The organism is Streptomyces sp. NPDC126499, from assembly GCF_040302485.1.
Classification (GTDB): Bacteria; Actinomycetota; Actinomycetes; order Streptomycetales; family Streptomycetaceae; genus Streptomyces.
In genome coordinates this window covers 80,462-92,482 of the sequence record NZ_JBEOUO010000018.1, presented here as the reverse complement: position 1 = coordinate 92,482, position 12,021 = coordinate 80,462, and the positions used below count along the sequence as shown (strand labels likewise).

The 12,021-nt window shown below is 73.9% G+C and carries 11 protein-coding genes; 9 read left to right on the top strand and 2 right to left on the bottom strand.

What is annotated here, in order from left to right:
• Positions 1–11: 11 nt before the first annotated feature.
• The 9 genes from ABTZ91_RS25030 to ABTZ91_RS24990 all read left to right on the top strand — a co-directional run bounded on the left by ABTZ91_RS25030 (position 12) and on the right by ABTZ91_RS24990 (position 10,516).
• Positions 12–1,130 (top strand): serine hydrolase domain-containing protein, encoded by a 1,119-nt coding sequence (locus ABTZ91_RS25030; protein ID WP_352079471.1) that lies wholly within the window; start codon positions 12–14, stop codon positions 1,128–1,130.
• 246 nt (positions 1,131–1,376) lie between these two features.
• Positions 1,377–3,731 (top strand): collagenase, encoded by a 2,355-nt coding sequence (locus ABTZ91_RS25025; protein ID WP_352079470.1) that lies wholly within the window; start codon positions 1,377–1,379, stop codon positions 3,729–3,731.
• 59 nt (positions 3,732–3,790) lie between these two features.
• The gene (locus ABTZ91_RS25020) at positions 3,791–4,945 is read left to right on the top strand and encodes an FAD-binding oxidoreductase (RefSeq protein WP_352079469.1); all 1,155 of its coding nucleotides are present in this window, start codon (positions 3,791–3,793) and stop codon (positions 4,943–4,945) included.
• Positions 4,942–5,211: a (2Fe-2S)-binding protein gene (locus tag ABTZ91_RS25015; protein WP_352079468.1), complete on the top strand. Its 270-nt coding sequence runs from the start codon at positions 4,942–4,944 to the stop codon at positions 5,209–5,211. The genes ABTZ91_RS25020 and ABTZ91_RS25015 overlap by 4 nt, the downstream gene beginning before the upstream one ends.
• Positions 5,192–6,628, top strand: a complete 1,437-nt coding sequence (locus ABTZ91_RS25010) for an NAD(P)/FAD-dependent oxidoreductase (protein ID WP_352079467.1) — start codon at positions 5,192–5,194, stop codon at positions 6,626–6,628. Before ABTZ91_RS25015 ends, ABTZ91_RS25010 begins: the two co-directional genes overlap by 20 nt.
• A 73-nt stretch (positions 6,629–6,701) precedes the next feature.
• A complete protein-coding gene (locus ABTZ91_RS25005) occupies positions 6,702–7,604 on the top strand; it encodes a dihydrodipicolinate synthase family protein (RefSeq protein ID WP_352079466.1) in 903 nt (300 codons plus the stop codon).
• 14 nt (positions 7,605–7,618) lie between these two features.
• Positions 7,619–8,623 (top strand): proline racemase family protein, encoded by a 1,005-nt coding sequence (locus ABTZ91_RS25000; RefSeq protein WP_352079465.1) that lies wholly within the window; start codon positions 7,619–7,621, stop codon positions 8,621–8,623.
• 113 nt (positions 8,624–8,736) lie between these two features.
• Positions 8,737–9,759, top strand: coding sequence for an ornithine cyclodeaminase family protein (locus ABTZ91_RS24995; RefSeq protein WP_352079509.1), 1,023 nt, complete (start codon positions 8,737–8,739; stop codon positions 9,757–9,759).
• Positions 9,760–9,799: 40 nt separating this feature from the next.
• Positions 9,800–10,516, top strand: coding sequence for a GntR family transcriptional regulator (locus ABTZ91_RS24990; protein ID WP_352079464.1), 717 nt, complete (start codon positions 9,800–9,802; stop codon positions 10,514–10,516).
• Positions 10,517–10,620: 104 nt separating this feature from the next.
• Here the strand turns inward: ABTZ91_RS24990 and ABTZ91_RS24985 are convergent, their stop codons facing one another.
• A complete protein-coding gene (locus ABTZ91_RS24985; protein WP_352079463.1) occupies positions 10,621–11,052 on the bottom strand; it encodes a PPOX class F420-dependent oxidoreductase in 432 nt (143 codons plus the stop codon).
• A 99-nt stretch (positions 11,053–11,151) separates the two neighbouring features.
• Complete coding sequence (locus ABTZ91_RS24980; RefSeq protein WP_352079462.1) at positions 11,152–12,015, bottom strand: MerR family transcriptional regulator; 864 nt, start codon at positions 12,013–12,015, stop codon at positions 11,152–11,154.
• Positions 12,016–12,021: the final 6 nt, after the last annotated feature.

The window sequence follows — 12,021 nt, the reverse complement described above, 5'->3', positions numbered from 1 at the left end:
GGACGCATGACGTGAGGAACCCATTGGACCCGGCGGCGCTGGACGCCGCCCTCGAGAACGTCCACCGCGCCGGGATGCCCGGCCTGTTCGCCGAGGTGCGCGACGGGGACCATGTGTGGCGCGGCGCCGCCGGGGTCGCCGATGTGGCCACCGGCCGTCCCGTCACCGCCGGCATGCGGCACCGCGTCGGCAGCATCACCAAGACCTTCACCGCGGCCGCCGTGCTCCAGCAGGTCGAGAGCGGCGAGATCGGTCTGGACGCGCCGATCGGCCGCTACCTCCCGAAGCTGGTCCCCGGAGCGCGCGGTGACGCGATCACGGTCCGGATGCTGCTCCAGCACACCAGCGGCCTCGCCGAGTACCTCCCGTACGCCTATCCCTCCCTCAAGGCGTTCCCCGCCCTCGCGGACACCCGGCCCGACAGCCTGGACGACCACCGGTTCACGCGGTTCGACCACGTCGAACTGATCGGGATGGGGGTCGCCGCACCCGCCGTCGGAGCCCCGGGCGGCACTCCGGGGCTGTACTCCAACACCAATTACCTGCTCCTCGTGGAACTCCTGGGACAGGTGACCGGCACTACGGCCGAGCGGTACATCACCCGGAACGTCATCGAGCGCGCCGGGCTCCGGGACACCGAACTGCCCGACGGGCCGTGCGTGGACGGGCCGCACTCCCAGCTCTACGAGGCGTGGTTCGGCATGATCGACCCGCCGCGCGACTACAGCGTCTACGACATGTCATGGGTGGGCCCGTCGGCCTCGCTGATATCGACCGTCGCGGACCTCAACCGGTTCTACGGCCTGCTGCTGGCCGGCGAGATCATCAGCCCGTCGTCACTGGCGCAGATGCGGCGCACCGTCCCGGTCGTCTCGCAGGAGGGGAGGATCATCGACTACGGCCTCGGTCTGCATCCCCTGACGGCTCCCGGTCAGGACGTCTTCTGGGGACATGGCGGCACGGTGTGGGGCGGTGGCGCGCTGGCCGTGATCCGTGCCGACGGCGAACGGCAGTTGGCCCTGGCGGTGAACCTCCAGAGGTGGAACAGGCTCGACGCCTCCGGCCGGCCGCAGCCCCATCCCATCGACGACGCGCTCGCCGCCTTCCAGCGCGTGGCGATGTACGGCTGACGCAGAACCGCCGCCGGTGCCGGGACCGCGGGGCAGGCCCGTCCGGTCCCGGCACCGGAGCGGAATCCCGTGGACGCCTGGTGAACGCGGCGGAACTGAGGGGTGCACAGACCTTGTCAGTGCAATTTCACATTACTATGTTACAGCTCACGGCGCGGCGGCCGGGACCGCCAACTCTCCCGTGAGCCGGGGGAGTTCGCCGTGCGCATCACCACATCCCCCACTACTCCCCGACCAGGAGCCCAGGTGTCCCAGCGCAGAGTCGTGCGTACCTCCCTTCTCGCCACCGCCGTCGCGGTGACCCTCGTCGCCACCGCCGGACAGGCCGCGACCCAGGCCGTCGAGCGGCCCGCACAAGTGCCCGCCACCTTCGCCCCCGTGGCCGCCACCGCCGCCAACCCCTTCGACGAGGTCGACCACCTGGCGAACGCCCGGCCCCACAAGCCCGCCCCGGCCCCGGCCCCCGGCGGCACCGGCGCCGCCGCCCGCGTCCCCGGCCCCGCCAAGGACGCCCACGCCAAGGACCCGTCCCAGGCGGCCCGTACCGCCGAAGCCCCCGTCCTCGCGGCCGGTGTCCCCTGCACCCTGGACGGCCTCACCACCCTCGCCCCCGAGCGCCTCGCCGACTTCCTCGCCGACCCGGCCGTCACCGCCGACGGCTGTCTGCGCGACCTGATCTGGACCTGGGACGCCCGCCTGGCACCCGTCATGTCCGACGCCCACGTGCAGGCCGTCGCCCGCCGGATCTCGTCCCTCGCCCCGGCCCACGACGGCCGCAACTCCTCCCACCTGGAGGAGATGTTCACCTACCTCCACGCGGTCGCCTACCACGACTTCTCCCGCACCGAGATCGACATCACCGACGCGCCCACCGTCGACGCGATCCGCCGGGCCATCGCCGACTTCGGCAACGCCGCACGCACCTTCGACGTCACCGCCTCGAACGCCCGCACCCTGCGCGAGGCCCTCTACATCGGCAGCGCCCCCGGCCTGCGCCAGCACCAGCTCGGCCTGATCGTCAAGGTCCTCGCCACCATGGACGCCGCGCACCCCGCGACCCACCAGGACCCCACCTGGGCCGGTGCCGCGCTCGCCGCGCTCTCCGTCAACTACCTGGGCGTCTATCCCGGCAACCAGGACACCGCCTTCCACAGCGCCGTGAAGGCCGACTCCGCCTACCGGTCCGCCTTCAAGGCATTCGCCGGCCACACCCACCTGAAGGACACCGCCAACGCCTGGGTGGTGCGCGACGCCCTGTCCGAATACGGCCGTTTCGGCCAGATAGCCGGCCTGGAGAGCCGGATCGTCGCCGACCTCGGCGCCCTCCTCCGCCCGGTCGAGACCGCTTTCGGCTCCGGCAGCCAGCCCTGGGCCAAGCTCGTCACCTGGCTCAACTTCTACGAGGCGTGCGCGCCCTACGGCGTCTGCAAGGCCGACATCGAAAAGCGCATCTTCCCCTTCACCTACACCTACGACAACGGCACCATCCGGGTCCGCACCGGACTCGACCGGGCCACCGTCGACCAGCTCTACTACGCGAGCAAGCAGGTCAAGGCCCAGTACCACCGCGTGCTCGGCACCGAACAGCCCCTGGCCGGCGACCCCAACGCCGTCCTGAACATCGTCCTGTACGCCTCCCGCGCCGACTACGAGAACTACCACCCGATCCTGACCGGGTACGACACGAACAACGGCGGCATCTACATCGAGAACGGCGCCACCTTCTACACGTACCAGCGGCGCGTCCCGCAGGACTCGACCCTCACCCTGGAAGAGCTCTTCCGCCACGAGTACGTCCACTACCTCAACGGCCGCTTCGCCGTGCCCGGCTTCTTCGGCGAGGGCCCCTGGTACGACCGTGACCGCACCACCGCCATGGACGAGGGCACCGCCGAGTTCTTCGACGGCGCCACCCGCGACGACGGCATCGCCGTCCGCAAGTCCCTGGTGCGCGGCATCATCAACGACACCGCCGGCGGCGGCCCGCGGATGACCGTGCGCCAGATCCTGCACGCCACCTACGGCGGCGACGGCTTCCGCTTCTACAGCTACGCGGGCACCTTCTTCGAGTTCCTGTGGACCGAACGCCCCTCCCTGCTCCGCGAGATGTACGGGCACCTGCGCGCGAACGACGTCGCCCGCTTCGACGCCTGGCGCGAGCGCCTCAGCGCCGACCCGAACCTCCAGACCGGCTACGACCGCTTCCTCGACGCCCAGATCGCCCAGGTCGACCGCCTCTACGTCCCGAACACCACCTTCACGCCCAACGAGCAGCTCACCTACTCCACCGTGGCGGGGGTCCGGACCGCCTTCGCCGGGGCCACGTACACCAACCCGGACTGCGTCGAGAACGGCGACCCCGGCAAGCGGCGCTTCGTCTGCACCGGACGGATCACCGCGAACCTGACCGACGCGACCAGCGACGACCGGAACTTCAAGGACATGTCCGAGACGGTCGACTACTTCCTCCTCGACCGTGCCGCCGAGGCCCGCCTGAACAACCTGGCCGACATGAACTGCAGCTTCGGGCCGATCGAGATCTGGTCCGACAAGGCGGCGGGCACGTCGAGCTACCGCTGCGAAGGCCCGCTCCGCAGCTGACGAACCGGCCCAGGGGGCAACCCCTGGGCACCGCCTGAAGAATGTGACATATTACTGCCGTGCCCAAGAGACACTCCCTGGACGCCGTGATCATCGGTGCCGGCGTCGTCGGAGCCGCCTGCGCGTACTACGCGGCCCGCTCCGGCCTCTCCGTCGCCGTCGTCGACCGCGGTCCCGTCGCGGGCGGCACCACCGGTGCCGGGGAAGGCAATCTGCTCGTCTCCGACAAGGGGGCGGGCCCCGAGCTCGACCTCGCGCTGCTGTCCACGAGACTCTGGCGCGACCTCGCCGGCGCACTCCCGCCGGACATGGAGTACGAGCCCAAGGGCGGTCTCGTCGTGGCGCCCGACGAGACCACCCTCAAGGCCCTCCGCACCTTCGCGGAGGGCCAGCGGGCCGCCGGAGTCCTCGCCACCGAGGTCCCCGGCCCCGCTCTCACCGAGCTCGAACCCCACCTCAACCCCGCCATGGCCGGCGCCTTCCACTATCCGCAGGACGCCCAGGTCCAGCCCGCCCGGGCCGCCGCCCGCCTCCTGGCGGCCGCCGGCGTGCCGGCCCACCTCGGCGAAGAGGTCACGAAGATCCTCCACACGCCCACCGGAGCCGTCCGCGGCCTGCGCACCCCGCGCCGTGAACTCCTCGCCCCCGCCGTCGTGAACGCGGCCGGCACCTGGGGCGGACGGATCGCCGCCCTCGCGGGCACCCATCTGCCCGTCCTGCCCCGCCGCGGCTTCGTCCTGGTCACCGAACCCCTGCCGCGCGTGGTCCGCCACAAGGTCTACGCGGCCGACTACGTCGCCGACGTCGCCAGCGACTCGGCCCGGCTGCAGTCCTCGGCGGTCGTCGAGGGCACCCCCGCCGGCCCCGTCCTCATCGGTGCCACCCGCGAACGCGTCGGCTTCGACCGCTCCCTCTCCCTCGAAGCCCTCCGCCGCCTCGCCGCCCAGGCGACGGCCCTCTTCCCGGTCCTCGCCGACGTCGACGTCCTGCGCACCTACCACGGCTTCCGCCCCTACCTCCCGGACCACCTCCCGGCCATCGGCGCCGACCCGCGCGTCCCCGGCCTGTTCCACGCGTGCGGCCACGAGGGCGCGGGCATCGGCCTGGCCCCCGCCACCGGAGCGCTCATCGCCGCCGCGCTGACCGGCGGCCCGCCACCCCTCGACCCCACGCCCTTCCGCCCGGACCGTGACTTCGAAGGATCACCCGCATGAGCACCCTCACCTTCGACGGCCGCGAACTCCCCTTCCACGACGGCCAGTCCATCGCCGCCGCACTCTGGTCGTCGGGCATCCTCGCCTGGCGCACCACCCGCGCCGGCGGCGCCCCGCGCGGCGCGTTCTGCGGGATCGGCCAGTGCCACGACTGCCTGGTCACCGTCAACGGCCGCCCCAACCGGCGCGCCTGTCTCGTCCCGGCCAGGCCGGGCGACACCGTCACCACCCAGGAGGGAACCGGCCGTGCCGCACTCGGCTGCTGATCTCGCCGTCGTCGGCGCGGGCCCCGCCGGTCTCGCCGCCGCCGTCACCGCCGCCGACCTGGGCCTCTCGGTGGCCCTCGTGGACGCCGGAGCACGCCCCGGCGGCCAGTACTACCGCCACCCGGCGCCAGAACTCCACGCCACGCGACGCGATATGACCCCGCATCACCACGACTGGCGGGCCTTCACCTCCCGCGAGCGTCGTCTGCGCGCCCATGAGGCCGCCCGCCGCATCACCTACCTGCCCGGTCACCACGTCTGGACCGTGGTCCCGGAGGGGGCCGGCTGGGCGCTCCACACCCGCACGGAAGAGGACACCGATCCGACGGGTGCCCCGACGACCGCGCCCACCACCGTCACCGCCCGCGCCGTGCTGCTCGCCACCGGCGCGTACGAACGCCACCTCCCGTTCCCCGGCTGGACGCTGCCCGGAGTGGTCGGCGCGGGCGGCGCGCAGGCCATGCTGAAGGGCGGTCTGGTGCTGCCGGGCCGGCGGACCGTCGTCGCGGGCAGCGGACCGCTGCTCCTGGCCGTCGCGGCGTCCCTGGCCGCCGCCGGCGCCCGGGTCCCCGCCGTGGTGGAGGCGGCCGCGTACGGCGGATACGCGCGCAGCGCCGGGACCCTGCTGCGGAATCCGGCGAAGCTGGCCGAGGGCGCCCGCTTCGGCGCCGCCCTCGCCCGTCACCCGGTGCGGCTGCTGACCCGGCACGCCGTCGTGGAGGCCCACGGCACGGACCGGGTGGAGGCGGTGACGGTCGCCCGCCTGGACCGTGACTGGCGCCCGGTGCCCGGCTCCGGCCGCCGGATCCCGTGCGACTCCCTGGCCGTCGGGCACGGCCTGGTCCCCGAACTGTCCCTCGCCACGGCCCTCGGCTGCGCCACCCGTGTGGCCGCCGACGGCACGGTCGCCCTCGATCTGACCGAGGACCAGCGCACCTCGGTGCCGGGCATCTGGTCGGCGGGCGAGACCGGCGGCATCGGCGGCGCCCAACTCGCCCTGGTGGAGGGGGATCTGGCGGCCCGCTCGATCGCCGGAGCCCTGGGTGCCGACTCCGCCGCCGACCAGGGCGCCCGGCTGCGCCGCCGCCGGGACCGGTTGCGGGCCTTCGCCGACGCGATGGGCGCGGCGCACCGGCCGGGCGACGGGTGGCGGGACTGGCTGCGGGACGACACGGAGGTCTGCCGCTGCGAGGAGGTGCCGGCCGGCCGTATCCGGGAGGCGGTCGACGAGCTCGGCGCGCGGGACGCGCGCACGGTGAAGCTGCTGACCCGGGCCGGCATGGGCTGGTGCCAGGGGCGGATGTGCGGCCCGGCGGTGGCGGCGCTGTGCGGGGCGGGCCCGGCGCCGGACCGCAGGCCACTGGCGTACCCGGTGCCGCTGCGTCGACTCGCGGAGCTTCCCCCGGCTACGGACTGATCTTTTGCCGAGGCGGTCTTGTGGCCGTCGTACGCCCCTCAATAAAATGTCACACCCTACCAAGGAGTCATGGATGAGCAGCTGGACCCCCGACCGCCCCTGGCGCGGCATCATGGTCGCCACCGCCCTCCCCTTGCGCGATGACCTCTCGGTCGACTACGACGCCTACGCCGAGCACGTCCACTGGCTGATCGAGAACGGCTGCGACGGCGTCGTGCCCAACGGTTCGCTCGGCGAATACCAGACCCTCACCGACGAGGAGCGGGCCCGCGTGGTCCGCACCGCCGTCGCGGCGGCCGGCGACGGAGCCAGGGTCATGCCCGGCGTCGCCGCCTACGGCAGCGCCGAATCCCGGCGCTGGGCCGAGCAGGCCGCCGAAGCCGGCGCGGGCTCGGTGCTGCTGCTGCCGCCGAACGCCTTCCGGGCGGACGAGGCCGCGGTCCTCGCCCACTACGCGGAAGTGGCGGCGGCCGGGCTGCCGGTGGTCGCGTACAACAACCCGATCGACACGAAGGTCGACCTGACCCCCGCGCTGCTCGCCCGGCTGCACGCCGAGGGCCGCATCGTCGCGGTCAAGGAGTTCAGCGGCGACGTCCGCCGCGGCTACGAGATCGCCGAACTCGCCCCGGAGCTCGACCTGTTGATCGGCGCGGACGACGTCCTCCTCGAACTGGCCCTGGCCGGCGCGGTGGGCTGGGTCGCCGGCTACCCCAACGCGCTGCCCGCCTCCTGCGCCGAGCTGTACCGTGCCGCCGTGGCCGGGGACGTGGCCACCGCCCTCCCGCTGTACCGGTCGCTGCACCCACTGCTGCGCTGGGACTCCAGGACCGAGTTCGTCCAGGCCATCAAGCTGTCGATGGACCTCGCCGGACGGCCCGGCGGCCCGACCCGCCCGCCCCGGCTCCCGCTCACCGGCGCCACCGAGGGCGCCGTACGCTCCGCGACCGAGAAGGCCCTGGCCGACGGCCACCACTGACCCGGGGGGAACCCATGCGCACCCGTCACGTCTACCACGCCGTCGACTCGCACACCGAGGGCATGCCCACCCGGGTGATCACCGGGGGAGTCGGGGTGATCCCCGGCGCCACCATGGCCGAGAAGCGGCTGCACTTCATCGAGCACCTGGACCACCTCCGTACGCTCCTGATGTACGAGCCGCGCGGCCACGCCGCCATGAGCGGCGCCGTCCTCCAGCCGCCCACCCGCCCCGACGCCGACTACGGCGTGCTCTTCATCGAGGTGTCCGGGCTGCTTCCCATGTGCGGCCACGGCACCATCGGCGTCGCGACCGTCCTCGTCGAGACGGGCATGGTGCCGGTGACCGAACCGGTCACCACCGTCCGCCTCGACACCCCGGCCGGTCTCGTCAGCGTGGACGTACGCGTCGAGGACGGCGCCGCCACCGCCGTCACCCTCACCAACGTGCCGGCCTTCTCCGTCGGCCTCGACCTCAAGGCCGAGGTGCCCGGCCACGGCACCGTCACCTACGACCTCGCGTACGGCGGCAACTTCTACGCCTTCGTGGAGCTCGACGCGCTCGGCCTGCCCTTCGACCGCTCCCGCAAGGAGGACCTGCTCGCCGCCGGGCTCGCCGTGATGGACGCCGTCAACGGCGGCCCGGACCGGCCGGTCCACCCGGAGGACCCCGCCCAGAGCGGTGTGAAGCACGTCTACCTCGCCGCCCCCGGCTCCGACGCCCGCCGCTCGCGGCACGCCATGGCCATCCACCCCGGCTGGTTCGACCGCTCGCCGTGCGGCACGGGCACCAGCGCGCGCATGGCCCAGCTGCACGCCCGCGGACTGCTGCCGCTCGACACCGACTTCGTCAACGAGTCCTTCATCGGTACGGAGTTCACCGGGCGGCTCGTCGGCGAGACCACCGTCGGGGGCCGCCCGGCCGTGGTGCCCACGGTCACCGGCCGGGCCTGGATCACCGGCACCGCCCAGTACTTCCTCGATCCGGCCGACCCCTTCCCGGCGGGCTTCCTGCTGTGAGCCCCGCCGCGCCGCCGCCCCCGCCACGGGCCGAGGACCGCACCACGGACCACCGCACCGCGGGCGAACCCCCCAGCGCCGCGGCGACGCGGGGCGGCGGCGGGCCGCCGTGGATCGACGCCCCGGCCGTCGCGCGCCTGCTGCCGCCGGCCGGGGCCGTCGACGCGCTCGCCGAGGTGCTGCGCGAAGGGCTCGACCCGGAGCGCTGCCCGCAGCGGACGGCGATGCCCGTACCGGCCGGCGAACTGCTCCTGATGCCGGCCGCCTGGGGCGCGCGGGCGGGCGTGAAGATCGCGGGGGTGGCCCCGGGCAACCCCGCCGCCGGGCTGCCCCGGATCACCGGCGGCTATCTGCTCCTGGACGGCCCGACCCTCCGCCCCCTGGCCCTGCTCGACGGAGCGGCGCTCACGGCCCTGCGCACCCCCGCCGTCTCCGCCCTGGCGATCCGACACCTCACCTCTGCCGAGCGGCCGTTGCGCATGGTGCTGTTCGGCTCCGGGCCGCAGGCGTACGGTCACCTGGCGGCGGTGCGGGCCGTGCGCGAGGTGGCCGAGGCGGTGGTCGTCGCCCGGGACCCGGACCGCGGGCGGCGGCTCGTCGCGCACGCCCGGAGCCTCGGCGTGCCGCAGGCCCGTACCGGAACGGCCGGCGACGTGGCGGGCGCGGACCTGGTGGTGTGCTGCACCACGGCCCGTACCCCGCTCTTCGACGGGCGGCTGGTGGCGCCCGGCGCCACGGTGGTGGCCGTCGGCTCGCACGAACCAGGCGCCCGGGAGACCGACACGGCCCTGGTCCGCCGCTCCTCGGTCTGGGTGGAGTCGCGCGCGGCGGCGCTGCGCGAGGCGGGAGACCTGCTGGTCCCGCTGGCCGAGGGCGCGATCGGTCCCGGGCACATCGCGGGCACGCTGGCCGACCTGGTCACGGGACGGTCCCGGCCGCCGGGGGACGGGGCGGCGCCCCGCCTCTTCAAGAGCGTGGGCATGGCCTGGGAGGACCTGGCCGTGGCGGTGGCCGTCCACAGGGCGGCGCTCACCTCGGCCGTGGATCCGCCACCGCCGGCGCTCCCGTCACCGCCGACGCCCTCGCCGGCGGTGCCGTCACCGCACCGCGCGGGCGGAGCCAGCGGCGAAACGTGACATTGTACGCTGTCCCTCTGCGAGTTCTCGGAGGATCAGCGTGGGTGACCTGAAGCAGCACAGTCTCATCAAGGCCCAGGAGAGGCTCCGCGACCAGGTCGGCCACGCCCTGCGGGCCGCCCTGATAGCGGGCGAACTCCGGCCGGGCAGCGTCTACTCCGCGCCGGGGCTCGCCGCCGAGCTCGGCGTGTCGGCCACGCCCGTGCGCGAGGCGATGCTGGACCTCGCCCGCGAGGGCCTGGTCGAGCCGGTCCGCAACAAGGGCTTCCGCATCACCGAGGTCAGCGAGCGCGAGCTCGACCAGTGCACCGAGCTGCGCATGCTGATCGAGGTGCCGACCGTCGGCCGGGTCACCGAACTGGCCACCCCGGAACAGCTGGAGGAGCTCCGCCCGCTCGCCGAGGAGATCGTCACCAACGCGCGCGAGCACAACCTGATCGGCTACCTGGAGGCCGACCGCCGCTTCCACCTCACCCTCCTCGGGCTGGCCGGGAACGACCGGCTCGTGGAGACCGTCGGCGACCTGCGCAAGCGCTCCCGCCTCTACGGCCTCACCGGCCTCGACGAGGCCGGCAAACTGGTCTCCTCGGCGGAGGAGCACCTGGAGCTCCTGGACCTGATGATCGCCGGCGACGTACGGGCCGCCGAGGCCTGCATGCACCGCCACCTCGGCCATGTCCGCTCGCTGTGGGCCGAAGCCCGCGACGAGCCGGTGGAACGCCCGGCCGGCCGCCTCGGCCCGGTCCGCAAGGGCTGACCCGCAGCCGCCCCCGGGGCCGGACCGGACCGGCCCCGGCGGTGTCCAGCGCACGGACTCCCCGTCCACACCCGGGAGCCGGACCCGACCGGCCCCGGCGGTGCTCAGCGCACGGACTCCCCGTACACGTGGTCCACGGGCATCCGCATGAGCACCCGCCGGTCGGAGACCATCACCGACCGGTACTCCTCCCAGTCCGGGTGCTCCCCGGCGGCCAGCCGGTAGTACTCCACGAGCGCCTCCACCTCCGGCCCGTACGGATCGGTCCCCGGACCGGTCAGGGTGACGGTCCCCTCGGCGGTGGCCCACGACCAGCCGTCCTCGCTGGTGACCTCAAGGGCCGCCCGGGGGTCGCGCCGCAGGTTCACGGTCTTGGCGCGGCCCTCGGTCATCGACACGTAGACGGTGTCGGACTCGGGGTCGTAGTAGGGCATCACGGGGGAGAGCTGCGGGCGTCCGTCGGCCTTGATGGTGGCGAGGACGCCGAGCCGGCTCTTGGCCAGAAGGGCGCGGGCGTCGAACCGTGTCGTCGTCATGTCCCTGTTCAAGTCCCGTGGCCCGGTGCTTTGTTCCCGTGTGTTCCGCCCGCCGGCACCGCGCTCAGGCGCGCCCGAGCGGGAACGTGGCGTTCCCGCTCAGGCGCGCCCGAGCGGGAACGCCACGTCGGCCACCACGTCCGACGGGCCGGCCCCGTCCCAGTCCGGCTCGGTGTAGACCTCCCGGGCCGGCGCGGCGATCGTCTCCCCGTGCTCCCGCATCCAGTCCTCCACCGCCGCGTAGGCGGTGAGGACGCGCGGATACACCATCTGCTCCTTGGTCAGCCGGGCGTACGCGAGCCGCAGCGCGGGCTCCGTCCGCACGCTCACGGGGGCACCGTGACCGCCCTCGGCGGCGTACGCGGCGGCCGCCGCCGGGTCGGCCACCGGCACGCACACCTCGGCGGGCCCGTCGCCGTCCTCGCCGACCTCCGCGTGGTACGCCACGAACGGCGGGCCGGCGAAACCGCCGCAGCGCTCCGTCACGGCCTTCGCGAGCCGTCCGAACGCCTCGGGGATCCAGGACGGCAGCTCCCCGGCCGTCACGTGCCGGAGTTCGGTGAGCACCGTCTGCTCCCCGACGTCCCTGGTCCTGATCTCGTACGTGTCCATCGTCGACCTCTCTCCCGACAGTCTGGCCCGGAGGTGGGCGACGAGTCCGCGCCGTGCCTCGACGGCGCGCTCGACCTCCGCCCAGTAGGCGGCGAGCTCCTCCGCCGCCGCCTGCGGACCGGACCGCTCGATGAGGGCGACCAGCCGCGCGATGCGGGCGAGGGGCATGTCCAGCTGCCGCAGCTGTGCGATCAGCCGCGCCCGCTCCACCTGCCCCGTCTCGTAACGCCGGTAGCCGGTCCGCTCGTCGACGTGCGCCGGGGTCAGCAGGCCCCGCCGGTCGTACAGGCGCAGTGCCTTGGGCGAAAGGCGCGAGCGGGCCGCGAACTCCCCGATGGTCAGTTGTGTCACGGCCCC

Bases quoted from the DNA above. Each gene is read 5' to 3' on its own strand.
- ABTZ91_RS25015 (WP_352079468.1), top strand. From the start codon at position 4,942: ATGAGCACCCTCACCTTCGACGGCCGCGAACTCCCCTTCCACGACGGC.
- ABTZ91_RS25005 (WP_352079466.1), top strand. From the start codon at position 6,702: ATGAGCAGCTGGACCCCCGACCGCCCCTGGCGCGGCATCATGGTCGCC.
- ABTZ91_RS25000 (WP_352079465.1), top strand. From the start codon at position 7,619: ATGCGCACCCGTCACGTCTACCACGCCGTCGACTCGCACACCGAGGGC.
- ABTZ91_RS24985 (WP_352079463.1), bottom strand. From the start codon at position 11,052: ATGACGACGACACGGTTCGACGCCCGCGCCCTTCTGGCCAAGAGCCGG.